Annotated in this window: 21 protein-coding genes, 1 tRNA gene and 1 pseudogene; 17 read left to right on the top strand and 6 right to left on the bottom strand. The window is 71.6% G+C overall.

Annotated elements, in window-relative coordinates; translation table 11 throughout:
• The first annotated feature begins 91 nt into the window (after window positions 1–91).
• Window positions 92–1,510 (top strand): dipeptidase, encoded by a 1,419-nt coding sequence (locus ACMXN5_RS20970; protein ID WP_439676523.1) that lies wholly within the window; start codon window positions 92–94, stop codon window positions 1,508–1,510.
• Window positions 1,507–2,427 (top strand): NAD(+) diphosphatase, encoded by a 921-nt coding sequence (gene nudC / locus ACMXN5_RS20975; RefSeq protein ID WP_439676524.1) that lies wholly within the window; start codon window positions 1,507–1,509, stop codon window positions 2,425–2,427. Before ACMXN5_RS20970 ends, nudC begins: the two co-directional genes overlap by 4 nt.
• Window positions 2,428–2,568: 141 nt before the next feature.
• Here the strand turns inward: nudC and ACMXN5_RS20980 are convergent, their stop codons facing one another.
• Window positions 2,569–2,838 carry a mycoredoxin gene (locus ACMXN5_RS20980; protein WP_078979247.1) on the bottom strand — a complete coding sequence of 90 codons (270 nt, stop codon included), beginning with the start codon at window positions 2,836–2,838 and terminating at the stop codon, window positions 2,569–2,571.
• A 161-nt stretch (window positions 2,839–2,999) separates the two neighbouring features.
• Here ACMXN5_RS20980 and ACMXN5_RS20985 point away from each other — a divergent pair, with 161 nt between their 5' ends.
• The 4 genes from ACMXN5_RS20985 to ACMXN5_RS21000 all read left to right on the top strand — a co-directional run bounded on the left by ACMXN5_RS20985 (window position 3,000) and on the right by ACMXN5_RS21000 (window position 6,573).
• The gene (locus tag ACMXN5_RS20985; RefSeq protein WP_439676525.1) at window positions 3,000–5,216 is read left to right on the top strand and encodes an ATP-dependent DNA helicase UvrD2; all 2,217 of its coding nucleotides are present in this window, start codon (window positions 3,000–3,002) and stop codon (window positions 5,214–5,216) included.
• 175 nt (window positions 5,217–5,391) lie between these two features.
• Window positions 5,392–5,814, top strand: a complete 423-nt coding sequence (locus tag ACMXN5_RS20990; RefSeq protein ID WP_379994720.1) for a hypothetical protein — start codon at window positions 5,392–5,394, stop codon at window positions 5,812–5,814.
• 202 nt (window positions 5,815–6,016) lie between these two features.
• Window positions 6,017–6,292 carry a WhiB family transcriptional regulator gene (locus tag ACMXN5_RS20995; RefSeq protein WP_101897040.1) on the top strand — a complete coding sequence of 92 codons (276 nt, stop codon included), beginning with the start codon at window positions 6,017–6,019 and terminating at the stop codon, window positions 6,290–6,292.
• A 59-nt stretch (window positions 6,293–6,351) separates the two neighbouring features.
• Entirely contained in the window at window positions 6,352–6,573 is a 222-nt protein-coding gene (locus tag ACMXN5_RS21000) for a hypothetical protein (RefSeq protein WP_078975532.1), read from the top strand.
• A 102-nt stretch (window positions 6,574–6,675) separates the two neighbouring features.
• On the opposite strand, the gene ACMXN5_RS21005 is transcribed toward ACMXN5_RS21000, so the two are convergent.
• Both ACMXN5_RS21005 and ACMXN5_RS21010 read right to left on the bottom strand, forming a co-directional pair.
• Window positions 6,676–8,121, bottom strand: a complete 1,446-nt coding sequence (locus tag ACMXN5_RS21005) for an ABC1 kinase family protein (protein ID WP_439676526.1) — start codon at window positions 8,119–8,121, stop codon at window positions 6,676–6,678.
• Window positions 8,118–9,224 (bottom strand): ThiF family adenylyltransferase, encoded by a 1,107-nt coding sequence (locus ACMXN5_RS21010; protein ID WP_395787625.1) that lies wholly within the window; start codon window positions 9,222–9,224, stop codon window positions 8,118–8,120. The genes ACMXN5_RS21005 and ACMXN5_RS21010 overlap by 4 nt, the downstream gene beginning before the upstream one ends.
• A gap of 321 nt (window positions 9,225–9,545) precedes the next feature.
• Here ACMXN5_RS21010 and ACMXN5_RS21015 point away from each other — a divergent pair.
• The 4 genes and pseudogenes from ACMXN5_RS21015 to ACMXN5_RS21030 form a co-directional block, all read left to right on the top strand.
• Window positions 9,546–10,058: pseudogene (locus ACMXN5_RS21015) on the top strand (M48 metallopeptidase family protein); the annotation flags it as partial.
• 431 nt (window positions 10,059–10,489) lie between these two features.
• Window positions 10,490–12,364 (top strand): TerD family protein, encoded by a 1,875-nt coding sequence (locus tag ACMXN5_RS21020; protein WP_439676527.1) that lies wholly within the window; start codon window positions 10,490–10,492, stop codon window positions 12,362–12,364.
• A gap of 7 nt (window positions 12,365–12,371) precedes the next feature.
• On the top strand, window positions 12,372–13,058 hold the full coding sequence (locus ACMXN5_RS21025; protein ID WP_379994729.1) for an AIM24 family protein: 687 nt from the start codon (window positions 12,372–12,374) through the stop codon (window positions 13,056–13,058).
• Window positions 13,059–13,080: 22 nt separating this feature from the next.
• Window positions 13,081–13,836, top strand: a complete 756-nt coding sequence (locus ACMXN5_RS21030) for an AIM24 family protein (protein WP_439676528.1) — start codon at window positions 13,081–13,083, stop codon at window positions 13,834–13,836.
• 106 nt (window positions 13,837–13,942) lie between these two features.
• Here the strand turns inward: ACMXN5_RS21030 and ACMXN5_RS21035 are convergent, their stop codons facing one another.
• On the bottom strand, window positions 13,943–14,473 hold the full coding sequence (locus ACMXN5_RS21035) for an NUDIX hydrolase (RefSeq protein WP_439676529.1): 531 nt from the start codon (window positions 14,471–14,473) through the stop codon (window positions 13,943–13,945).
• Window positions 14,470–15,915: a zinc-dependent metalloprotease gene (locus tag ACMXN5_RS21040; RefSeq protein ID WP_439676530.1), complete on the bottom strand. Its 1,446-nt coding sequence runs from the start codon at window positions 15,913–15,915 to the stop codon at window positions 14,470–14,472. Before ACMXN5_RS21040 ends, ACMXN5_RS21035 begins: the two co-directional genes overlap by 4 nt.
• A gap of 25 nt (window positions 15,916–15,940) precedes the next feature.
• Between ACMXN5_RS21040 and ACMXN5_RS21045 the strand changes: the two genes are divergently transcribed.
• The 5 genes from ACMXN5_RS21045 to ACMXN5_RS21065 all read left to right on the top strand — a co-directional run bounded on the left by ACMXN5_RS21045 (window position 15,941) and on the right by ACMXN5_RS21065 (window position 19,591).
• Complete coding sequence (locus ACMXN5_RS21045) at window positions 15,941–16,105, top strand: hypothetical protein (protein WP_439676531.1); 165 nt, start codon at window positions 15,941–15,943, stop codon at window positions 16,103–16,105.
• Window positions 16,106–16,325: 220 nt separating this feature from the next.
• Window positions 16,326–17,393, top strand: a complete 1,068-nt coding sequence (locus ACMXN5_RS21050) for an NAD-dependent epimerase/dehydratase family protein (protein ID WP_126637598.1) — start codon at window positions 16,326–16,328, stop codon at window positions 17,391–17,393.
• Between the two features lie 283 nt (window positions 17,394–17,676).
• A complete protein-coding gene (locus tag ACMXN5_RS21055) occupies window positions 17,677–18,099 on the top strand; it encodes a molybdenum cofactor biosynthesis protein MoaE (RefSeq protein ID WP_439676532.1) in 423 nt (140 codons plus the stop codon).
• Window positions 18,100–18,254: 155 nt separating this feature from the next.
• A complete protein-coding gene (locus tag ACMXN5_RS21060) occupies window positions 18,255–18,491 on the top strand; it encodes a hypothetical protein (protein WP_439676533.1) in 237 nt (78 codons plus the stop codon).
• Window positions 18,492–18,538: 47 nt separating this feature from the next.
• Window positions 18,539–19,591 (top strand): YlbL family protein, encoded by a 1,053-nt coding sequence (locus tag ACMXN5_RS21065; protein WP_439676534.1) that lies wholly within the window; start codon window positions 18,539–18,541, stop codon window positions 19,589–19,591.
• Between the two features lie 22 nt (window positions 19,592–19,613).
• Here the strand turns inward: ACMXN5_RS21065 and ACMXN5_RS21070 are convergent, their stop codons facing one another.
• Window positions 19,614–20,156: a PPA1309 family protein gene (locus ACMXN5_RS21070; protein ID WP_439676535.1), complete on the bottom strand. Its 543-nt coding sequence runs from the start codon at window positions 20,154–20,156 to the stop codon at window positions 19,614–19,616.
• Window positions 20,157–20,309: 153 nt separating this feature from the next.
• On the opposite strand from ACMXN5_RS21070, the gene ACMXN5_RS21075 reads away from it, so the two are divergent.
• Both ACMXN5_RS21075 and ACMXN5_RS21080 read left to right on the top strand, forming a co-directional pair.
• Complete coding sequence (locus tag ACMXN5_RS21075; RefSeq protein ID WP_439676536.1) at window positions 20,310–23,426, top strand: UPF0182 family protein; 3,117 nt, start codon at window positions 20,310–20,312, stop codon at window positions 23,424–23,426.
• Between the two features lie 111 nt (window positions 23,427–23,537).
• Window positions 23,538–23,611 (top strand) — tRNA-Met (locus ACMXN5_RS21080).
• Window positions 23,612–23,708 lie beyond the last annotated feature (97 nt).

Raw genomic sequence — 23,708 nt, forward strand, 5'->3', positions numbered from 1 at the left:
GACGGTAACCCGCCCGCCGCCCTGCCGTGTGCTTTCCGCCCGGAGACGGCCGCGTCCCGCCTGCGCGGGGGTCGGGCATATGGTCGAATCCATGAGCATCACCGACCGCGGCGTCGTCGAATACATAGGCGCCCACGCCGACGAATTCCTCGCCGATCTGCGCACCTGGCTGGCCATCCCCTCGATCTCCGGCGACCCCGCGGCCGCGGCCGACGTCGACCGCAGCGCGTGGTGGCTGGGCGGCGCGCTGCTCGACACCGGCTTCCCCACCGTCGAGGTGTGGGAGACGCCCGGGCTGCCGGCGGTGTTCGCCGAGTGGCCATCGGCCGACCCGGACGCGCCGACGGTGCTCGTGTACGGACACCACGACGTGCAGCCTGCGGCGCTCGCCGACGGATGGAGCACGCCGCCGTTCGAGCCGACCGACGTCGGCGACCGGCTGTACGCGCGCGGCGCCGCGGACGACAAGGGGCAGGTCCTGTTCCACCTGCTCGGGGTGCGCGCGCACCTGGCGGCGACCGGGCGTACCACCCCCGCGGTGAATCTGAAGCTGATCGTGGAGGGCGAGGAGGAATCCGGCTCGCCGCACCTGGCGGCGCTGCTGCGCGAGCGTCGCGACCGGCTCGCCTGCGACGTCGTGGTGGTCTCCGACACCGGGATGTGGGGCGCGGACACCCCCAGCACCTGCACCGGGATGCGCGGCCTCGCCGAGGTGCAGATCGACTTCCACGGCCCGAGCGCGGACATCCACTCCGGCTCCTTCGGCGGCGCGGTGCCCAACCCGGCGACCGCGCTGGCCCGGCTGATCGCCGCGCTGCACGACGAGGACGGGCACGTCACCATCCCCGGCTTCTACTCCGGGGTCGGCGAACTCACCGAGTACGAGCGGGAGTCGTTCGCCAAGCTGCCGTTCGACGAGAGCGTGTGGCTGGGCAACGCCAAGTCCGGCGCGGCGGCCGGCGAGGCCGGCTACAGCACCCTGGAGCGGGTGTGGGCGCGCCCGACGGCCGAGGTCAACGGAATCTGGGGCGGCTACATCGGCCCCGGTCGCAAGACCATCGTGCCCACCTCGGCGCACGCGAAGGTGTCCTTCCGGCTGGTGGACCGGCAGGACCCGGACGAGATCGAGCGGGTCGTGCGCGCGTGGGTGAGCGAGCGGGTGCCCGCCGGGATCCGCTGCGAGCTGGACTTCGGTACCGGCGTCCGGCCCTGCCTGACCCCGCTCGACCACCCCGCGCTGCGGGCGGTGGTGCGGGCGATGGGCCGCGCGTTCGACACCGAGATCCTGTACACCCGCGAGGGCGGCTCCGGGCCGGAGGCGGATCTTCAGGACGTGCTGCGCGCGCCGGTGGTCTTCCTGGGCGTCTCGCTGCCCGACGACGGCTGGCACTCGATCGACGAGAAGGTGGAGAAGCCGCTGCTGCTCAAGGGCGCGGAGGCCGCCGCGTATCTGTGGGAAGAGCTGGCCGCGAGTCGGCGCGACGCCGCGGCGGGGAGGGACGAGCGTTGATCCGCCCCAAGCCCGTCGCCGGGCAGGCACTGGCCCGATCCGCGCTCGACCGGGCGTCCGAACACCGCCTGGACCAGGCGTGGCTGGACGCGGCGTGGGCGCGGCCCGACACGCGCGTACTGGTTTTGGCGCAGGGCCGGGCGCGCTGGTCGGGCGAGGCGGGCGAACCCCGCCTGCTCCTGGTCGACGCGGCGAGCGCGCCGGTGGGCGAGCGGCGGTTGCTCGGCCTCGACGAGGCCGGCGTGGCGTACTTCGCGGTGGACGTCGAGAAGTTGCCGGAGCCCGCCGAGGACGGACACGAGGGCGGTCTGCGCGAGTTGGGCACGCTGCTCGACGACCGGGACGCGGGGCTGCTCGTGCACGCCACCGGGCTGCACCACTGGCATCGCACGCACCGCTTCTGCGCCCGCTGCGGGCAGCCGACCGAGTCGGCCGCGGCCGGGCACGTGCGGCGCTGCCCGGCCTGTGGCACCGAGCATTACCCGCGCACCGATCCGGCGGTGATCATGCTCGTGCTCGACCGGGACGACCGCTGCCTGCTCGGCCGCCAACCGCAGTGGCCCGAGCGGCGCTGGTCCACCTTCGCGGGCTTCGTCGAGCCCGGCGAGTCGCTGGAGCAGGCGGTGGCGCGCGAACTGCACGAGGAGGTCGGCGTGGTGACGTCGGCCACCACCTACGTGGCGAGCCAGCCGTGGCCGTTCCCCTCCAGCCTGATGCTGGGCTTCATGGCCTACGCGGTGGACGACAGGGTGCACGTGGACGGCGAGGAGATCGCCGAGGCCCGCTGGTTCGACCGCGCCGAGTTCAAGGAGGCGATCGACACGGGCGAGGTACTGATGCCCGGGTCGTTGTCCATCGCCCGGTACCTGATCGAGAAGTGGTACGGCGGCCCGCTGGACGACGACAACCACTGGTGAGCGCGGGGTGAACACGCTCCTGCCGGGTCGGCGACGAGTCCTCGTCGCCGACCCGGCCGGGGAGACCGTGCTAGCGCGTGTCTTCAGACCCCCGTCGGGCTCCACGACGGGGGTCTGAAGACACGCGCTAGGGGGGTGTGCTCAGGCGGCCAGTTCCGACACGGCGGCCTTGACCTGGGCCAGGCTCGGGTTGGTCGCGGTCCACAGCGGCGCGCCGCCGTCGGCGGGCAGGATGACCAGCGTCGGCACGGTCTGGTTGCCGCCGTTGACGCTCATCACGAAGTCGGCGGCCGCGGGGTCCTGCTCGATGTTCACCTCGGTGTAGGCGATGCCCTCGCGTTCCATCTGGCTCTTCAGCCGGCGGCAGTAGCCACACCAGGTCGTGCTGTACATCGTCACGGGGGCCGACATCGTCATGCGCTCCTTTGTGTTCGCCCGGTCCGGGAACGGCTGTCCCCAAGCCAAACGTGCGCCCCCTCGGTTTGATTCCACCGGGTCTGCCGACCTGTGGACATCGGGGCCGCTGTGCACAACCGGCCTCGGTGCGGCGCGATGCCTGAGAGGATGTGCCGATGATCGCTTCCCCCGACGACGTCCTCGACGCGCTCGATCCCGAGCAGCGGCGGGTGGCCGAGGCCGTCGACGGCGCGGTGTGCGTGCTCGCGGGCGCGGGCACCGGCAAGACCCGGGCGATCACCCACCGGATCGCCTACGGCGTGCTCTCCGGCGCGATGCAGCCGGGCCAGACCCTGGCGGTCACCTTCACCGCGCGGGCCGCGGGGGAGCTGCGCGGCCGGCTGCGCGACCTGGGCGTCCCGGGCGTACAGGCGCGTACGTTCCACTCGGCGGCGCTGCGCCAGCTGTCCTACTTCTGGCCGAAAGTGTTCGGCGGGCCGCCGCCGCAGCTGGTCGAGACCAAGATCATGCTGGTCCGCGACGCGGTGGCGCACTGCCGGCTGCGCGCCGATCGGGCCGAGCTGCGCGACATCACCGGCGAGATCGAGTGGGCCAAGGCCACCCAGACCGCGCCCGACGACTACCCGGGCGCGGTGCTCGCGGCGGGCCGCAAGCCGCCGCGCGCCGCCGCCGAGATCGCGCACGTCTACGCGGCCTACGAGAAGATCAAGTCCGGCAAGGGCCGGATGGACTTCGAGGACGTGCTGTTGCTCACCATCGGACTGCTCGACGAGCGGCCCGAGGTGCGCGAGGCGGTACAGGCGCAATACCGGCACTTCACCGTGGACGAGTACCAGGACGTCAACCCGCTCCAGCAGCGCCTGCTCGACCTGTGGTCGACCGGGGCCCGCAGCCTGTGCGTGGTCGGCGACGCGAGCCAGACCATCTACTCGTTCACCGGCGCCACACCCGCCTACCTGCTCGGATTCCGCCGCCGCCATCCCGACGCGAAGCTGGTCGAGCTGGTCCGCGACTATCGCTCGACCCCGCAGGTGGTGGGCCTGGCGAACCGGCTGCTCGCGCGCGCCGGCGGCGAGGCGGCCAAGCACCGGTTGCAGCTGATCTCGCAGCGCGGCACCGGCCCGGAGCCCGACTTCGTCGAGCACGCCGACGAACAGGCCGAGGCGGAGAGCACCGCCAAGCGCATCCGCGCGCTGATCGACGACGGGGTGCGGCCCGCCGAGATCGCCGTGTTGTTCCGCACCAACGCGCAGTCCGAGTCCTACGAGCAGGCGCTCGCCGACCAGTCGGTGGCCTACCTGCTCAAGGGCGCCGAACGGTTCTTCGAGCGGCCCGAGATCCGGCAGGCGATGGGCTTCCTGCGCGCGCACGCGATCTCCGGCGGCACCGACGCGGAGGCCGGGCCGTTGGCCGCCGAGGTGCGCGCGGTGCTCGGCGGCACCGGCTGGAGCGCGGAGCCGCCCGCGGGATCCGGCCAGGCCCGGGAGACGTGGGAGTCGGTGGCCGCGCTGGTCCGGCTGGCCGAGGAGTTCGCGGTCAAGCGGCCGCAGGCGTCGCTGCGCGACTTCACCGTCGAGCTGGCCGAGCGGGCGAGCGCCCAGCACGCGCCGACGGTGGAGGGCGTGACCCTCGCGTCGCTGCACGCGGCCAAGGGGCTGGAGTGGGACGCGGTGTTCCTGGTCGGCCTCAACGAGGGCATGATGCCGATCTCCTACGCCGACACCCCGGACAAGATCGAGGAGGAGCGCCGGCTGCTCTACGTCGGGGTGACCCGGGCGCGTGAGCGGTTGACCCTGTCCTGGTCGCTGGCGCGCACCCCGGGCGGGCGCGGGCGTGCGGCGTCGCGGTTCCTGGACGGGCTGCGCGGCCCCGACGGCGGGCGCGGCCTCGGCTCGGCGCGGCCCGACGCGTACCGCTCGCCCGGCACCGGGGCGAGCCCGGGCGGTGCGGCCCGGCCCCGGCGCAAGGTCGGCCCGGTGCGCTGCCGGGTGTGCGCGCGGGCACTCCAGGACGCCGCCGAGCGCAAGATCGGTCGCTGCCTGGACTGCCCGTCGGACGTGGACGAGTTCCTGCTCGGCCGACTGCGCGAGTGGCGACTGCGCCGGGCCGACGAGCACAGCCAGCCCGCCTTCGTGGTCTTCACCGACGCGACGCTCACCGCGATCGCCGAGACCCGTCCGCTCAACGAGCGCCAACTCGCCGCGATTCCGGGGGTGAGCCGGACCAAGCTGGAGCGATTCGGTGACGACGTGCTCGCGCTGTGCGCCGGCCACGACCTGGCGATCGAGCCCGATCCGGACGACTATGGGCACATTCCGGAGGTCGAACAGGACCACGAGTCGGCCATCGAGGATGCCCCCGACGCGGGGTGAGATGCGAGGGGTTTCCCTCGAGTGACGAGGGCCATGCAATAAATCGTTTGCGCCTTGCTCCAAACCGCATCTACGCTCACGAGCACGGTCGGAACGTTCGACCGTGCTCGTCCATGAAACCTGGAAGCACCCCTGCGGTGTTGCCCCGAAACCCTCTCGGAAGGAGGTGAACGTCGTGATTACCAGGAACCTGAAAGCCCAGCGTCAGGCGTTCGCCGTCACTCCGGTCGTGGTGTCGGTGGGCTCCGCCAAGCTGTCGCATGCCGATCTCTCCGTGTCCACGTCCGGCCTGGCCGGGCTCCCCGTGGTGACGTCCTATGCCGGGACCGATGCCCTGATCACCGCCTCCGCGCGACTGCGCGGCAACGGCAGTGGTGTGTCCGCAGCAGCGGGCGCCTCAGGTCTCGTCGGTCTGGCGGACAGCGCCGAGGGTCCGTGGCAAGGCGAGCAGGCAGCGAAGGCGCGTCGCGACGAGCGACCGTCGAGCGCGGCGGCTTGCGAGCAGGCGCAGAAGCAGGAATCGCAGCGGGCCAGTGGCATGACCATGGCCGGCTTTGCCGGGAACAACGGGTATCCGTCCTGGAGGAACAGGACCTGACGAGACGTCAGGTCGGCACCCTCCAGGGCCGCGGAATCCCGAACACCGGGATCCGCGGCCCTTGTCTTTTGTCGGCTGTCAGCAAAAACCGAGTAGCGACCACCGGGGACGCGAGTCCCACGAATCACAGGAGCACCACGTGCCCCACGGCAAACCCCCCGCACCCGGCAGTACAGCCACAGCGACATCGGAGGTAGACCTGATGACCCTCACCGGTTTCGAGGACGTCGAGCAGCTCGAGTCCACGATCCCCTGCCGTTCCTACGACCCCGAGGTCTTCTTCGCCGAGTCCCCGGAGGACGTCGAGTACGCGAAGGCCCTGTGCCGCGAGTGCCCGGTGCGCGAGATGTGCCTGCAGGGCGCGCTCGAGCGCCGCGAGCCCTGGGGCGTGTGGGGTGGCGAGCTCTTCGTGCAGGGCGTCGTCGTCGCCCGCAAGCGTCCCCGTGGCCGTCCGCGCAAGACGGAGGTCGCCGCGTGACCCCCCCGGCGGGACCCCGACGCACCAGGACCAGAGATCGCGCGTACGCGCAGGAACCCATGAAGCACATTCACGACACGAACGCAGTTCTTCCCATGGACAGGAGCCGGGAGTTGCATCTGATCAACGAAGCCCTGGCGAGGGCTCGGATGGATCAGGAGCTCCGCGAGGCGGAGCTCCAACGTAGGGCGTACCACGTCCGGATGGCGCGCAGGATGCGTCGTCGGGCCGAGGTCGCCTCCATGCGGGCGCGCCGGGCGCTGGCCATCGCGGTCATGTAGTCGAGCCGATCCGCGAACGCCGAAGGGCGGGCACCCCACCAAGGGGGCGCCCGCCCTTCGGCGTTCGCGGATCGGCGCCGGGGCCGACCGGCCGGACGGTGCCTAACGACCGGCGGTGTCCGCGTCGCCCGGCGCGTTCTTCGGGGCCGGTGGGTCGGCCGGGTCGTCCTCGATCTCCTCGATGTCCTCGAACTCCTCGATCGCCTCGAGGGAGAAGTCGAACTCCTCGGCCTCGTAGTCGTCTTCGAAGCCGGGCAGCCAGGTGGCCAGTTCCTCGCGGAAGGGGGCGGTGGCGCCCAGCTGACACAGCACGCCGATGGTGCTCAGCGTGACCCGGTGGATCAGCAGATAGCTCGGCGGCAGGTTGAGCTGGCGGGCCAGCGCGGAGGCGGGATTGCGCGGGTCGCCGATCCGCGCGCCCTGTTCGCGCATCCACGCCCGGGTGAAGGTGAACTCCTCGACCTCGGCCGGCTCCAGGAACGGCAGCAGGTAGTCCAGCACCTCGCCGGCGTCCAGCTTGATCGACGGCTTGACGAAGCCCTCGGTGCGCAACACCTGCATGACGCTGTCCGCGTCGCCGTCGAGCGCGAGGCGGAAGGCCCGGCCGATCGGCTCGGGCAGCCCCTCGGGCAACCGGTTGACCGTGCCGAAGTCCAACACGCCCAGGCGCCCGTCGGCCAGCAGCCGGAAGTTGCCCGGGTGCGAGTCGGCGTGCAGCATGCCGGTGCGGGCCGGACCGGAGAACAGGAAGCGGGTGAGCATGTGCCCGGCTCGGTCGCGCTCCTCCCGGGTGCCCTTGTCGATCACCTTGGACAGCGGTGTGCCGTCCATCCACTCGGTGATCAGCACCCGTTCGGTCTGGTGCACCACGTGCGGCACGAAGATGTCGGGGTCGCCGTCGAACTCCACGGCGTGCGCGGTCTGCGCCTCCGCCTCCAGCTGGTAGTCGAGCTCCTCGGCCACCCGGGCCTTGAGTTCGGCGATCAGCGGCTTGACGTCGATGCCCGGGATCAGCGCGCCGGCGAAGCGGGCCACGTGGCCGAGCTGGTTGAGGTCGGAGATCAGCGCGTCGCCGGCCCCGGGGTATTGGATCTTGACCGCGACCGTGCGGCCGTCGTGCCACACGGCCCGGTGCACCTGGCCGATCGAGGCGGCGGCCGCGGGCGTCTCGGAGAACTCCTCGAACAACGTGCGCCAGTCGTCGCCGAGGTTGTCCGCGAGTGCCTTGTGCACGGTGCGCGCGGGCATCGGTGGCGCCGCGTCCTGAAGTTTGGTCAGGGCCGAGCGGTAGGGCCCGGCCACCTCCTCGGGCAGCGCCGCCTCGAACACCGACAGGGCCTGCCCGAGTTTCATCGCGCCGCCCTTCAACTCCCCGAGCACCTTGAAGAGTTGTTGCGCGGTGCGCGCCTGCAGCTCCGCCGCGACGATCTCGGCCGGTCTGCCGCCGATGCGCCTGCCCAGGCCCAGTGTCGCCCGGCCGGCCACCCCCAGCGGGAGGGACGCGAGCTTTGCGGTGCGGGTGACGGCCCTGCGCGGAAGATCGCTCACGCGACCCATTGTGTCCGACTCGGCGGCGCGGCATGTGTGATGGGGCCCACGTCTTGCGCCGGGCGGGTGGCGCCGCAGTCGCAGCGCGCGTGCGGCGCCCAGCTCCGGCGCCGGGTCAGCCCGTCGGGCAGCTCGATCTCCACCGTCCCGTCCACGGTGGTGGGCAGCCCGCCGTCGAGGAAGGTGAGCACCTGGAGCGCGGCCCGGGCGGCGACCTCGGTGGCCAGCACCACGTCGCACGGCGGCTCGCCCGGACCGGGCGCGGCCGCGAGTTGGGCGAGCAGGCGCGGCCAGCCCGGATCCCGGTCGCTGCGGGCCAGGTCCAGACACCGACCGCAGGCCGAGCGGCCGACCAGGACGAACGGCCCGACCACCCCCGTGGTCTCGCGGATGTCGGCGTACAGGTGCGGCACCCGCTGTCGGATCAGCCGGGCTCCGGGGGCCGGATCCGGACGGCCCTCCGGGACCAGCACCGCGACATCGGGCGTGCCCCGCCCGGCGGGCAGCGCGCAGCGCACCCCCGGGGCCAACCGGCGCAGCGCGGCCCGCACGGTGGTCTCCCGGCGTGGCCGCTCCGCGTCCCAGCCGTAGGCCACCGGCCCCGCGTCGCCCGCCCGCACCGGTCGGCGATCCGCGGGCACCACGTGCCCGACGCCGGCGGCGGCGAGCAGCCCGGCCACCGCCGCGCCCACCCGACCGGCGCCGTGCACCGCCACCACCGCCCGTGAGCGCCGGTCCAGTGCGGCCAGGCCCGCGCCGCCGCTGCCGTGCACCAGGGCCAGCGAGGTCAGGTCCGGGCCGAGCCGGGCCCGCTCGTGCGGCAGCGCCGGCACCGGGGTGGGCCGCCCGGACGCGTCCTCGAGCACGTCCTCCCTGGCGAGCAGGTCGAGCACCGCCGCGGCCCGGGCGCGGGGCAGGCCGACCCGATCGGCGAGTTCGTAGGTCCGGGCCAGGTCCCGGGTGCCGTCCAGGTGTTCCACGAAGCGGGTGGTGACCGGATCGAGCCCGCCCAGCAGCACCGCCCGAGCCGGGTCCAGGCCCAGTTGCAGGGTCTGTCGATCGCGCCAGAGCCGACGCAGGGCGGGCTTGAGCAGCGGACGCATGGCGGCCTCCGAGGGGACGGTACGCGCGGACGGACGGCGACGACCGAGGCCCGACACACCGGCCTCGACCGGCCCCAGCGTGCCCGGCGGCGACCGGCCCGGGTATTTCGTTGTCCACAGCCCGCGTATGAATATGCTATTTGGAAATATTAGGCACAGAACAATGGAATGGGAGCTATTGCGCGAATAGTGCTTATACCCGCGAATATGCCCGCGAAAAGCGATGCGGAATACCCCCCGCCGGCCCGAAGCGGGCGCGCCCTGTCGGTGCCGTCGGTTAACGTCCTGGTTGTGGTCGCGGATCCCGGGGCCGGACACGACATGCTGTCCGGAGCCCCGTACCAGGGTGCCGTCGAGGTGCGTCGCAGCGCCCGACGGAAACGAACCGTATCGGCGTACCGGGACGGGGACCGAACCGTGGTCCTGCTGCCCGGCCGCATGACGCAGACCGAGGAGAAACGCTGGGTCGGCGTGATGCTGGAGCGCCTGGCCGCCCAGGAGCGCCGCCGACGGCCCAGTGACGAGGACCTGGCCGTGCGCGCCCGGGAGTTGTCCGCCCGCTATCTCGGCGGTCGGGCCGAGCCCGCGAGCGTTCGCTGGGTGGCCAACCAGAACACCCGCTGGGGTTCGTGCACACCGGTCGACGGCACCATCCGGCTCTCCACCCGCCTGCGCGGCATGCCGACCTATGTCGTCGACTATGTATTGCTGCACGAGTTGGCGCATTTGCTGGTGCCCGGACACGGACCGCGTTTTTGGACGCTGCTCGCCGCATATCCGCGCACCGAACGCGCGCGGGGATATCTGGAGGGCGTCGCGGCCGCGAGCGGGCTGGCGATGAGCGACGAGGCCGACACCGATCCGGCCGCCGCCGAGCCGCCGCGCACCGGGGCCGAACAGCCGGCGTCGACCCGGGGACGCACCCCTGCGGCCGGTGCGCGCGGCGCCCGCAAGGGCACCGCCGCTGCGGACGGTACCCGGGCGGGGACAACGCGCGATCGGGCGGCCCGCAAGCCTCGCGGCTGACCGGGATCCGGGTCGGCACAGTCGTCGCGGCGCCGGATTCGGGCGTATAGCGTGAGGCGCGTACGCGGACGGAGCGGTCGCGGAAACACGCCCGCCGGGGGGCACGAGCGGCCCGCCCGGCGCGCAGCCGTACCCCGACCGGGGCGGAGCCGATGTTGTAGCGTGCCGAGCGCGGCGGGGACCCAGGTGGTGGGCGCCCGCACCGCCGGCGGCGGAAAAGCGGGGAAGGGAGCCACACAGTGGTCGAGTTCAGGAAGGGACAGAAGTCGAAGCTGTCCGACCTGACCGCGGGGACCGATCTGTATGTCGGGGTGCGGTTGGACGCCCCCGGGCTGACGTTCGACATCGCGTGCTTCGGGTTGGACGCGGGCGAGCGGTTGTCCGACGATCGGTACTTCGTCTTCTTCAACCAGCCCAAGTCGCCCGAGGAGTCGATCCAACTCCTCGGCGCGCAGGCCGGCGACACCGAGTCCTTCCGGGTGACCCTCGATCGGGTCCCGCCGCACGTCAACAAGCTCGCGTTCACCGCGACGATCGACGGCGACGGGGTGATGTCCCAGGTCGGGTCCGGCTATCTGCGGATCGTGGCGGGCGGCCAGGAGGTCGCGCGCTACTCGTTCACCGGGCGCGAGTTCAGCACCGAGCGCGCGGTGATGATCGCCGACATCTACAAGAAGGACGTCTGGCGGATCTCCGCCGTCGGCCAGGGCTTCGACGGCGGACTGCGCGCGCTCCTGGAGAACTTCGGCGGCGAGGTCGCCGAGGACGAGCCGGAGCAGGCGTCCGCGCCCGCGCCGGTGCCGCCCGGCGGCGCACCCGGATTCGCCCCGCCCGGCGCCGGCGTGCCGCCGCAGCAGCACCAGTCGCCGCCGTCCTTCGGCCCGCCCGGTGGTGGCCCGCCGCCGCCCCCGCCCGCGCCCACGCCGAACTTCGGGCCGCCGCCCGGCGCGCCCCAGCCGGTCGGCGCGATGCCGCACGGCGGTCCGCCGCCCGGTCCGCCCGGGCACGACGGCCCGCCCCAGTACGGCGGCACCCCGCCGCACGGCGCCCCCGGCGGCTACCCGCCACCGCCCGGCCCGCCGCAGTACCAGCAGGGCCCGGGCACGCCGCCGCACGGCGCGCCGGGAGGCTACCCGCCCCCGCCCGGCCCCGGCGGCTACCCGAACCCGAACCAGACACCGCACCAGGGGCACATGGCGCCGCCCGCGCCCCCCGGCACGGGTCAGCCCGGTGGTTACCCGCCGCCGCCCGGCCCCGGGGGCTACCCGCCGCCCGGCCCGCCCGGACCCGGCGGCTACCCCGGCCAGGGTCAGCCCGGCCCGATGCAGCCCACGCTCCAGATGCCGGTCCCCGGCGGCCCGGGCGGGCCGCCGCCCGGCCAGGGCATGCCCCCCGGTCCGGGGATGCCCCCCGGTCCCGGCATGCAGGGTGTCGGCGTCGCGACGCCCGAGCCCGCCTTCCAGTACGGCATCGACCAGTACCGCGAGGTGCCCGCCGGCGGTCGCTGGAGCCAGCAGAACCCCAAGATGGTCCGCGTCGACGTCTCCGGCGGCAAGGTGATCGCCCGCCAGGGCGTCATGGTGGCCTACCAGGGCGATGTGAAGTTCAAGTTCCAGGGGCAGAGCCTGCGCAACCGGTTCGACAACCGGCAGACCGGCCAGTCGCTCGAACTGATGCGCTGCGAGGGCAACGGCGAGGTGTTCCTCGCCGAGGACGCTGCGCACCTGCACATGGTCGAACTCCAGGGCAACAAGCTGTTCGTCAACGTGGCCAACGTGCTCGCGTTCGACGAGGGGCTGACCCTGGAGCCGGCCCGCGTCGAGGGCGTGGGCATCCCCGGCGGCGCGCTGTTCGCGCAGACCTTCACCGGTCAGGGCACGGTGGTGATCAAGACCAGGGGCATCCCGCTGGTGCTGCCGGTACAGGGGCCGACCTTCGCGGACAGCAACGCGATCGTGGCCTGGACCGGTACCCAGATGCAGGTCTCCACCACGACCCAGATGCGGCTGCGCCGTACCGCGTTCCCCGGGCACAGCGGCGAGACGGTCAACCTGCAGTTCCGCTGCCCGCCGCAGGCCAACAACTTCATCGTCGTCCAGCCCTACGAGGTGTGAGGGGAACATGGATCAGCAACTGATCGCCGCGTACGGGCAGACCGCCCCCCAGGCGCGGATGAGCGCGCACGGCCACAAGATCTGCCGGGCCAACATCCAGCCCGGCGCACCCGGTGTGCTGGCCAAGCAGGGCTCGATGATCGCCTACGAGGGCTACATCACCTTCGAGGGGTACGGCCAGGGCATGCAGCGCCGGGTGACCGGTGGGATCACCGGCGAGCGTATGCAGTTGATGCGGTGCACCGGACAGGGCGACATCTACTTCGCCGACTACGGCGCCGACGTGGCCATCATGCAGCTCAATCCGGGTGAGGGCCTGTCGGTCAACGCGAGCAACATCCTCGCGTTCGACGAGAACCTGGAACACCGGATCAAGATGGTGAGCGGGGTCACCGCGAAGTTCAGCGGCAACGGCCTGTTCAACATGGAGCTGTCCGGTCAGGGCTGGGTGGCGATCACCACGCGCGGCACCCCGGTGGTGCTCAACCCGGCCGAGCGCGAGACCTACGTCGACCCCGACGCGCTGGTCGCGTGGAGCACCAGCCTCAAGGTCGGCACCAAACGCTCGATGCGCCTCGGCGGCATCGTCGGGCGCGGTTCCGGCGAGGCGATGCAGGTGTCCTTCAAGGGCAACGGCTTCGTCGTCGTGCAACCGGCCGAGGACGCCACCGACCGTTTCCACGTGCGCGGCTGACCGCGAGCCAAGGAGGAACACCGTGCAGAGCTCGCTTTTCGGCCACGCGCCGGTACACAACCCCGAGCGGTACAGCTTGCAGAACGAGCACATGCTCAAGGTCCAGCTCGGCAACGGGCACCCGGACCACTGCCTGGCCCGGGTCGGCTCGATGGTGGCCTACCAGGGCGCGATCGACTTCGACGGAAACCTGCGCAGCGGCGCCGAACAGCAGGCCGCCGCGGCCACGGGCGAACAGCTCCAGCTGATGCGCGCGCAGGGCACCGGCACCATGTGGCTGGCCAACATGGCCCAGTCGATCCACGTGCTCGACCTCGACTTCGAGGGACTGAGCGTGGACGGGCAGTACGTACTGGCCCTGGACAGCACGCTGAGCTGGAACGTGGTCGCGATCGAGAGCGCCCAGTCGGTCGCCGGCGCCGGGTCGTACAACCTCGACATCAGCGGCAACGGCAAGATCGCGCTGATGACCTCGGGCAAGCCGCTGATCATGCGGGTCACCCACGGCGCCGAGGTGTTCGCGGACGCCGACGCGGTGATCGCGTGGAGCTCCCGGTTGCAGATCAGCATGCAGGCGCAGACCAACTCGGCCCGGATCTACCGCCGCCGCCGGGGCACCGGCGAGGGCTGGAACATGGCCTTCATGGGCGAGGGCTACGTGGTGGTCCAGCCCAGCGAACTGCTCCCGCCGGTCGAGTTCATCCAGCCCGGCGGCTACCTCGCCAACCGCGGCCTGGGCCAGGACGGCGGGGTCCGCGGCAACACCTGGGGCCAATAGCACCCGGGCCGGGAAGCCGGCAGCAGCGACGCCGAAGGGGCGCCCGACCGATCACCGGTCGGGCGCCCCTTCGGTTTCCTCGCGGCCGCTGCTCGGAGCGCGGGCCTCAGACCAGGGCGCGGGCCCGGTTCACCAGCGCGCGGACCGAGTCGTCCGTGTCCGCCGGCAGCGCGTCGAACGCGAACCAGCGCAGGTCCAGCGACTCCTCGCTGATCACCTCGGTCGCGCCGGGCGGGGCCAGCGCCGCGTACTGCACGTCCAGGTGCACCGCGCACGGCGTGTCGTGCCGGTCGAGGTAGACCGGCGCGCCGTCGGCGAGCAGGGTCAGACCGGCGATCCCGGACTCCTCATGCGCCTCGCGCAGCGCCGCCTCGGCCGGTGTGCGGTCACCCGGCTCGCAGTGCCCGCCGGTCTGCAACCACCGGAGGATCTTCGCGTGCATGGTCAGCAGCACCCGACCGCCGGCCGGATCCACGATCAGCGCACTCGCCGTCACGTGCCCGGCGCGGCAGGCCTTGAGCATGCCGTCCTCGTACCTGGCCAGATGCTCCAGGTAGGCCCGGCGCAGCCCGTCGGCACGATCGTCGGGCGCGTGCCACGCGGACAACGCGTCGGCCGTCGCGACCCGAAGGCTCACGCGGCGGGCCCCTTGTCGCCGTCGGTGCCCTTCGGCTTGTCGTCGTCGCCGTTCGCCTCGGGCTCGGCGTCGTCGGCCTTCGGCTCGCCCTTCGCCTCGCCCTTCGACTCCAGCGAGTCCAGGTCCGCGTCCAACTCGGCGTCGAGACCGGACAGGTCCAGCTCGGCGTGGTGCACGAAGCCGTCGGGGTCGTCCAGGTCGGCCGCGGTCGGCAGCAGGTCGGGGTGCTGCCACACCGCGTCGCGCCCGTCCACGCCGCGCGCGTCGGCCAGCGAGGCCCACAACCGGGCCGCGTCGCGCAGCCGGCGCGGGCGCAACTCCAGGCCCACCAGCGTGGCGAAGGTCTGCTCGGCCGGACCGCCCGTGGCCCGGCGCCGACGCAGCGTCTCGCGCAGCGCGCCCGCCGAGGGCAGCCGCGGCGCCGCCGCGCTGTGCACGACCGCGTCGACCCAGCCCTCCACCAGTGCGAGGGCCGTCTCCAGCCTGGACAGCGCGGTCTTTTGCTCCGGCGTCTCCTCGGGCTCGAACAGCCCCTGCGAGAACGCCTCCTGCAGCGCCTCGGGGTTGCTCGGGTCGATCCGACCCGCGGCCTCCTCCAGGCGGCTCATGTCCACCTTGATGCCCCGCGCGTACGCCTCGACGGCGCCGAACAGGTGTTGCCGCAACCACGGCACGTGCACGAACAGGCGCTGGTGCGCGGCCTCGCGCAGGGCCAGGTAGAGCCGCACCTCCTCCTGGGGCAGGGACAGGCCCTCGCCGAACGCGGTCAGGTTGGCCGGCAGCAGCGCCGCCTTGCCCGCCGGACCGATCGGCAGCCCGACGTCGGTCGAGCCGACCACCTCGCCGGCCAGCGCGCCGAGCGCCTGGCCCACCTGAGCGCCGAACATCGCGCCGCCCATGCCGCGCATCATGCCGAGCAGCGGCCCGGCCATGCTCTGCATCTCGTCGGGCATCATCTCGCCCATGGCCGCGACCACCCGGGTCGCGAGCGGCTCGACCAGCGCGCGCCACTGGGGCAGCGTCGCCTCGATCCACTCGGAACGGCTCCAAGCCGCGGTGGTGCTCACACCGGACGGCAGCGAGGTGGCCTCGTCCAGCCACAGCTCGGCGAGCCGCACCGCCTCCTCGACGCCCGAGCGCTCCACCGCGCCGATCGACGCGTCGCCCTGCTGCGCCACGGTCTGCCGGGCGATGTCGCGGGCCAGGTCCCAGTTGACCGGGCCGCCCTCGTAGGAGAGCAGCTTGCCCAGCTGCTGGAAGGCCGCGCCGAGATCGGCCTGATTCATCTGTCCGAAAAGCGCGCCGAACGGGTTGTTCGGGTCACCGCCGGCAGCACCCAACCCGAAGGGGTCGTTCGGATTCGAACCGCCGGACCCGCCGCCGGGGCGGTTGGGATCGTCGTCGCCCGAGGGCTTGCCGAAGCCGAACGGGAAGTCAGCCATGGTGGGGCCCCTCTACGTTTTCCATGTGCGCGGCGCCCTCGGGCCCGACCATTCGATGCCGACTCACGGCTACCTCGTCTCGTTCGAGCCGCCCGCCGCCCCGGCCGGAGGCGACACCGCGCAGGCGCCGAAACGCGCCTGGCGTGAAGATCACAACAACACCTCCGGCAGGATGGATCGCGGACACTGACAGGAAAGGCAAGCAGTCGCGCGTACCTTTCTTGACGAACCGCTCGTACCAAACTAACCACGGGAGACCGCCAGTGAGTTCCCAGCCCCCACGCGTTCGCTCTGGGCGGAGCGGGCGGGAGAGCACGAGCGAAGGCACCGGAACCGATGCCGCGCAGACCGCTCCGGAGAGCGATCCCCAGTCCTCGGGCCGGCCCGAGGACCAGCCCTCGGCCACCAGTGTGCCCCGGGTGCGCCCGGTCGTCGCGGTCACCGGCGCCGCCGCCGGGCTCGGTCATCGCGTCGCCTCGCTTCTGGCCGCGAACGACCAGGTCAAACGTCTGATCGCGATCGACGAGCGGCGCGGCGAGATCCCCGGCGCGCAGTGGCGGATCATGGACGTCCGCGACCCCGCGCTGGCCGGTCGGCTGGAGGGCGTGGACGTGGTGGTGCACCTCGCGCTCGACATGTCGCTCGACTCCGAGCCCAGGTCCCGGGGCGCGCGCAACGTGCGCGGCACCCAGACCGTGCTGACCGCCGCCGCCGCGGCCCGGGTGCCGCGCGTGGTGTTGTGCACCTCGGCGATGGTCTACGGCGCGCTGCCGGACAACGACGTACCGCTCGCCGAGGACGCGCCGCTGCGCGCCACGGCCGACGCCTCGCTGGTCGGCGATCTGCTGGAGATCGAGGAACTCGCCGAGCGCACCCCGCGCGCCCATCCGCACGTCAAGGTCACCGTGGTGCGGCCGGCGACGCTGGTCGGCGGCCCCGAGGCGGACAGCGTGATGACCCGGCACTTCGAGGCGCCGCGCCTGCTCGTGGTCTCCGGCGGGCAGCCCCGCTGGCAGTTCTGCCACCTGGACGACCTGGCCTCGGCGCTGGAATTCGCCGCGCTCGGCCGGGTCGAGGGTGTGGTCACGGTCGGCTCGGAGGGGTGGCTGGAGCAGGAGGAGATCGAGGAGTTGTCCGGCATGCGCCGGATGGAGCTGCCCGCCTCGCTCGCCCTGGGCACCGCCGAGCGGCTGCACCGCCTCGGCATCACGCCCGCCCCCGCGGGCGACCTCGCCTACACGATGCACGGCTGGGTGGTCTCCGCGGAACGGCTGCGGGCCGCGGGCTGGCGGCCGGCGTGGACCAACGAGGCGGCGTTCGCCGCGCTCCTGGAGGACGTCGCCGGGCGGCACGCGCTGGTGGCCCGCCGGCTCGGCCGCAAGGACGCCACCACGCTCGGCGCGGCCGGTGCCACCGTGGCCCTGGTGGGCACGGCCGCGATCGTGCGCAAGGTGCGCCGCCGGCGCCGGGGGTTCTAGGCCCTGTCCGGCGGATCTTGGCGGGGCCGCGCCGCCCGGCACCGCGCCTCGCCGCACCGGAGAAACAGCCGAATGGAACCACTATGCGGCTGCTTCTCCGGCACGCCGATGCACGGCACCGGACGACGCGGCCTGATCCACCAAGATCCGCCGGACAGGACCCAGGCCCTGGCCGCGCGGCCCCGTGGCGACCGGGTTTCGGCCCGTTCCGGCGCGGGGTCGCCCGCGTCGTCGGGGGACCGGGGTGTCCGGGTCCGCGGCGCGGCGCGCGATACTGCCCGGTATGGACGTCATCCGCATCGCCGAGATCCGCGACACGCCGTTGTCCGTCGACGAGGTTTTCGCCGCGGTCGGCGACCCCGCCGCCGGTGGCATCGACCTGTTCGTCGGTACGGTCCGTGACGCCGACGGCGGGCGCACGGTCACCGCGCTCGAATACTCCGCCCACCCGTCGGCCGCGGCCGAGCTGCGCCGGGTGATGGAGAAGATCGCCGCCGACCAGCCGGTGCTGGCGATGGCGGCGGTACACCGGGTCGGCCGGCTGGAGATCGGCGACCTGGCGGTCGTGGTCGCGGTCGCCTGCCCGCACCGCGCGGAGGCGTTCGCCGCGTGCCGCCGCCTGATCGACGACCTCAAGCACGAGGTGCCGATCTGGAAGCTCCAGCACTTCACGGACGGCGACGCGGATTGGGTCGGCGCCTGCTGAGCACCGCGCGCACCCGCTCCGACGCCCCATTCACCCCGTTCACCCCATCCGTTACCAGGCGCCCCGGACGCCTCGGAGCAGCGGAAATGCACCATCACCACCACATACATATGATTTAAGTCGTCACCCTCCCTCTCGTGTCGATGGAGTACGTCATGGCGGCTGTCGCATGGTGGTGGGCCATCCCGGGCGTCGCGCTCGTGATCGCCGTGAGCTGGGCCGGGTGGACGTGTCGGGCATGGCGTACGCCGAGCATGCGGGACTCGATGTCCGCCTTCGAGGAGTGGAGCGCGGCGCTGGACCGGGTGCACACGGCCACCCCGGTCGTGCACGACCCCACCGTCGAGGCGCCCGACCCGACGCTCCCGGGAACGGCCCACGACAACCCGTGACGGCCCGGCCCGCACCGCGGGAATCCGGGTGCCGTAGGGTCGGGCGCATGTCGCGCCGCACCGCCACCCTGGTCGTCTCCGGGCTGCTGCTCCTGGCCCTGGCCTGCGCCGTGCTGTTCGCGCCGGTGCCCTACGCCGAGTTGAGCCCCGGGCCCACGTACAACACGCTCGGCGACGAGGGCGGCAAGCCGGTCATCGAGATCTCCGGCCACGAGACGTACCCCACGAGCGGGCACCTGAACATGACCACCGTGTCGGTGACCAACAAGTCCTACGACATGCCGCTGCTCGACGCGCTGGCCGGCTGGGTCAAGGGCGACGCGGACGTGGTGCTGAAGAAGTCGCTGTACCCCGACGACAAGTCGGCGGCCGAGGTCGAGCGGGAGAACGCCGAGGAGTTCAGCTCCTCGCAGGAGCACGCCAAGGTGGCCGCGTTCGCCGCCCTGAACATCCCGATCGAGAAGCAGGTGATCGTCTCGACCGTGGCCAAGGACGCGCCCGCGCTCGGCAAGCTGCACGCCGGCGACATCATCCTGGCCGTGGACGGCACGCCGATCACCAAGACCGAGGACGTCGCCGCGGCGATCACCAAGCACAAGGCCGGCGAATCGGTCACGCTCACCGTGGACCCGGCCGACGCCCGCGGCACCAGGCGCGACGTGCAGGTGGTCACCGGCAGGGCCGAGGACGACGGCCGCGCGCTGGTCGGCATCACCCCGGGCATCCTGCCGAAGTTCCCGTTCAAGGTGGAGATCCACCTGGAGGACGTCGGCGGCCCCAGCGCCGGGATGATGTTCGCGCTCGGCATCGTCGACAAGCTCAGCCCCGGCGACCTGACCGGCGGCAAGTTCGTGGCCGGCACCGGCACCATCGACGACGCGGGCAAGGTCGGCGCGATCGGCGGCATCCAGATGAAGACCATCGGGGCCCGCCGCCAGGGCGCCAAGTACTTCCTCACCCCCAAGGCCAACTGCGCCGCCGCCGCGCAGACCCGGCCGGGCGGTCTGACCCTCGTCCAGGTGGAGACGCTGGACGACGCGCTCAAGGCGCTGGCGACGATCCGCACCGGTCAGGGCACTTTGACGGAATGTCATGCGTGACCGGTGCGGACCCGCTCGGCCCCTACTCCTCGTCGGTGTCGCCGAACGTGGCCAGCAGCGCCTCGGCCAGGCCGGGGACCAGGTCCGCGCCGGAGAGCACCTCGGAATCGTCGTCCTTGGCCCGCAGTCGCACCGCCGACTCGCGCGCGCCGTCGCGCAGCACGCCGACCGCGAGTCGCACCTCCTGGCGCTCCGGGTGCGCCGCCACCCAGTCGTGGATCTCCTCGTCGCTGCCGACGGTGGGCATGTTCGCCTCGGCGGACGGCGGCAACATCAGCCGCTCGACCACGAGCGCGCAGCCGAGCACGGCGTCCGGCCAGGCGATGCTCGCCAGGAACTCGTCGATCGCGACGTGCTCCGGGATCTCCTCCTGCTCGATCGGCGTAAGGGTGTCGATGGGCGCGTCACGGTCGGCGGACAGGCCGAGCTGTGCGGCGAGATCGGGTTCGGTACGGGCCAGTTCCCCGGTGTCCACGAGCGCGTACAGGCGGGGCTGCTGGTCCCAGCCGTACCCCGCCACGTGGCGTTCGATCTCGACGAGGGCCTGGGTGAGTGCAACGGTCATGACCCCATCTTCCCGTCTCCGCCCCGCGACGGATCACGAGCCTGTATCGGCCGTGTCTGTGGGGAACCACGTCCTGTCTCGGTAAGTTGACCCATCGAGCGCCGACCGGGCGCGTCCAGGTAATGATCGAGGTGCGCACCCTTGGTTTTTCAGATGCCCGAACGAGGCGGCTCAGGTGGCCGTCGGATCAGATTGGGAGCCCCGTCCCGCAGGTCCAGAACACTGCTCCTGACGCTGGCCATCCTCGTGGTGATCGTTGTCGCGTGGGTGCTGTTCGCGAATTTCTGGACGGATTGGCTCTGGTACAAGTCGGTCGGCTACGGAAACGTATTCACGACCAAGCTGTGGACGCGCATCGGGTTGTTCCTGGTGTTCGGTCTGCTCATGGCCGCGGCCGTCGGCGCCAACATCTACGTCGCCTATCGGCTGCGTCCCGCGTTCCGCGGGATGTCGCTCGAACAGCAGAGCCTCGACCGCTACCGCTCGGCCATCACGCCGTTCCGTAGCTGGCTGCTGATCGCGCTGTCGGTGATCATCGGCATCATCGCCGGAACCTCGGCGTCGGGGCAGTGGAAGACGTGGCTCCAGTTCGTGAACGGCGTCTCGTTCGGCGCCAAGGATCCGCAGTTCCACAAGGACGTCTCGTTCTACGCGTTCGATCTGCCGTTCTATCGATTCCTGGTCAATTTCGCGTTCGTCGCGGTCGTCGTCGGCTTCGTCCTCGCGGTGATCACGCACTACCTCTACGGCGGACTTCGGGTGCAGAGCCCGGGGTCGCGGGCCACCCCCGCCGCACAGGCGCATCTTTCGCTGCTGCTCGGCCTTTTCGTGTTGTTCAAGGCCGTCGCGTACTGGCTGGACCGCTATTCGCTGGCGGTCTCGTCCGGTGATTTCAAGCAGGCCTCGCAATTCACCGGCCTGCGGTACACCGACGCGCACGCGGTATTGCCGGCGAAGACGATCCTGTTCATCGTCGCGCTGATCTGCGCCACGCTGTTCTTCGTCAACGTGTTCCGCCGCACGTGGGCGCTGCCGATCATCGGCTTCGGCCTGATGGTGCTCTCCGCGGTGCTCATCGGCGGGCTGTACCCGGCGATCGTCGAGCGGTTCCAGGTCAAGCCGAACCAGCAGGCCAAGGAAGCCAAGTACATCGAGCGCAACATCGCGGCGACGCGGGACGCGTACGGCATCGACGACGTCAAGCCCGAGGCGTATGCGGGCAACGTCGACGCCCGACCGGAACTCAAGGACGAGGCCTCGGCCACGGCCAGCATCCGGCTGCTCGACCCGAACATCGTCTCGCCGACGTTCAACGTGCTCCAGCAGCTGCGGCAGTACTACGCCTTCCCGGCGACTCTCGACGTCGATCGCTACATGATCGGCGGCAAGATGCAGGACACGGTCATCGCCCTGCGCGAGCTGAACCCGAAGGGCAACCAGAGCCACAACTGGGTCAACGACCACACCAAGTACACCCACGGGTACGGCGTGGTCGCGGCCGAGGGCACCGCTCGCGACCCCGAGGGCAAGCCGGTCTTCATCGAGAAGGACATCCGGACCGACGCCCAGGAAAAGTCGAGCCCGAGTCCGATCGGTCCGTACGAGCCGCGCATCTACTTCGGCGAGCAGACGACCGAGTACTCCATCGTCGGGGCCCCCAGGAAGGCCGCGGCGACCGAGGTGGACTATCCGCTCGACAACAGCCCGACGGGTCAGCAGACCTATACGTATCAGGGCAAGGGCGGCGTCCCGATCGGCGGCATGTTCAACAAGCTGCTGTACGCGACGAAGTTCCAGGAGGGCAACATCCTGCTCTCCGACTCGATCAACAAGGATTCCCGGATCCTGTACAACCGCACCCCCAAGGAGCGGGTCGAAGCGGTCGCCCCGTGGCTGACCATCGACGGTGACCCGTATCCGGCCGTGATAGACGGCAAGGTGCAGTGGATCGTCGACGCGTACACGACCAGCAACGGCTATCCGTACGCGACCCGCACCACGCTCGGCACCGCCACCGCCGACTCGCTCAACGCCGAGGACCGGGCTCGGGGCGCGGTCGGCAACACCGGCAACGTCAACTACATCCGCAATTCGGTGAAGGCGACCGTCGACGCCTACGACGGCTCGGTCAAGCTCTACCAGTGGGACGAGAAGGATCCGGTCCTCAAGACCTGGATGAAGGCCTTCCCGAACACGGTCAAGAAGAAGACCACGATTCCGCCCACTCTGATGGAGCACCTGCGCTACCCGCAGGACCTGTTCAAGGTGCAGCGCGATCTGCTGACCCGGTACCACGTGACGGACCCGCGGACGTTCTTCAACGGCTCCGACTTCTGGAAGGTCCCCAAGGACCCCACGGGCACCGGGGTCGGCGGCGCCGACCAGCCGCCGTACTACCTGTCCATGAAGTTGCCCCCGGCCCCCGGCGACGGCCAGGCCCAGCAGGCGAAGAACCAGTCGTTCCAGTTGACGACCACGTTCGTGCCGAGGGAACGGCAGAACCTCGCGGCGTTCATGGCCGTCAACTCGGAACCGGGGCCGGACTACGGCAAGGTCAGACTGCTCACGCTGCCCTCGGCCACGGCGATCAACGGGCCGGACCTGATGCAGAGTCAGTTCAAGTCCGACTCGTCCGTGATCGGGCTGTTGAACGTCTTCCAGATCGGCAACTCGAAGGTCGTCTTCGGCAACCTGCTGAGCCTTCCGGTCGGCGGCGGCATCCTCTACGTGGAACCGGTGTACCTCCAGGCCAACGCGGCCGGGTCGTATCCGGTGCTGCAGAAGGTGCTGGTGTCGTTCGGCGGGAAGATCGCGCTGCAGAACACGCTGCCGGAGGCGTTGGCGGCGGTGTTCAACGGCGAGGCGACACCCGCTCCGCCGACCACGGGGACGCCGCCGAACACAGGGACGCCGCCGAACACCGGTACCACGCCGCCCGGCACGGGGACCCCGACACCGCCGGCGCAGAACCCGACGGTCAAGCAGGCGCTGGACGAGGCCAACCAGGCTCTCAAGGATGCCGACGCGGCGCTGAAGGCGGGTGACTTCGCCAAGTACGGCGAGGCGCAGAAGCGCCTTCAGGCGGCCGTGGACCGGGCCCTGGCGGCCGAGCAGGCGGCGAAGAACCCGCCCGCGGGTACCGCGTCGACGCCGCCGGCGAATGGAACGCCACCGGCGAACGGGACACCACCGGCGAACGGGACACCACCGGCGAACGGAACCCCGCCGGCGAACGGGACGCCGGGGAGTTCGGCTCCGCCCAAGCCGTGATCATGGTGGGGTGACCGCCGCGACGGGCCCGTCTCCTTCGGGGGGGCGGGCCCGTCGTGTTATCGATTTGGTGTGCGGCTCCGGGTCACGTAAGCTCAAGGAACAACGCATCGCGGGGTGGAGCAGTTCGGTAGCTCGCTGGGCTCATAACCCAGAGGTCGCAGGTTCAAATCCTGTCCCCGCTACTCGGTGAAAACGCGAGAGGCCCGGTTCTCAGGAACCGGGTCTCTCGCGTTGTGCGTTTTTGCTTGATGGTTTGTGCTTGGTGCCCCGGCTCGGGGA

Source organism: Embleya australiensis (assembly GCF_051903075.1).
Lineage (GTDB): Bacteria > Actinomycetota > Actinomycetes > Streptomycetales > Streptomycetaceae > Embleya.

What these genes read in the sequence shown, in the direction of transcription:
- ACMXN5_RS21060 (WP_439676533.1), top strand. Translation starts at nt 18,255, where the DNA reads ATGGCGGCTGTCGCATGGTGGTGGGCCATCCCGGGCGTCGCGCTCGTG.
- ACMXN5_RS20970 (WP_439676523.1), top strand. Translation starts at nt 92, where the DNA reads ATGAGCATCACCGACCGCGGCGTCGTCGAATACATAGGCGCCCACGCC.
- ACMXN5_RS21010 (WP_395787625.1), bottom strand. Translation starts at nt 9,224, where the DNA reads ATGCGTCCGCTGCTCAAGCCCGCCCTGCGTCGGCTCTGGCGCGATCGA.
- ACMXN5_RS21000 (WP_078975532.1), top strand. Translation starts at nt 6,352, where the DNA reads ATGAAGCACATTCACGACACGAACGCAGTTCTTCCCATGGACAGGAGC.
- ACMXN5_RS20985 (WP_439676525.1), top strand. Translation starts at nt 3,000, where the DNA reads ATGATCGCTTCCCCCGACGACGTCCTCGACGCGCTCGATCCCGAGCAG.
- ACMXN5_RS21075 (WP_439676536.1), top strand. Translation starts at nt 20,310, where the DNA reads ATGCCCGAACGAGGCGGCTCAGGTGGCCGTCGGATCAGATTGGGAGCC.
- ACMXN5_RS21070 (WP_439676535.1), bottom strand. Translation starts at nt 20,156, where the DNA reads ATGACCGTTGCACTCACCCAGGCCCTCGTCGAGATCGAACGCCACGTG.
- ACMXN5_RS20980 (WP_078979247.1), bottom strand. Translation starts at nt 2,838, where the DNA reads ATGTCGGCCCCCGTGACGATGTACAGCACGACCTGGTGTGGCTACTGC.
- ACMXN5_RS21025 (WP_379994729.1), top strand. Translation starts at nt 12,372, where the DNA reads ATGGATCAGCAACTGATCGCCGCGTACGGGCAGACCGCCCCCCAGGCG.
- ACMXN5_RS21040 (WP_439676530.1), bottom strand. Translation starts at nt 15,915, where the DNA reads ATGGCTGACTTCCCGTTCGGCTTCGGCAAGCCCTCGGGCGACGACGAT.
- ACMXN5_RS20995 (WP_101897040.1), top strand. Translation starts at nt 6,017, where the DNA reads ATGACCCTCACCGGTTTCGAGGACGTCGAGCAGCTCGAGTCCACGATC.
- ACMXN5_RS21055 (WP_439676532.1), top strand. Translation starts at nt 17,677, where the DNA reads ATGGACGTCATCCGCATCGCCGAGATCCGCGACACGCCGTTGTCCGTC.
- ACMXN5_RS21065 (WP_439676534.1), top strand. Translation starts at nt 18,539, where the DNA reads ATGTCGCGCCGCACCGCCACCCTGGTCGTCTCCGGGCTGCTGCTCCTG.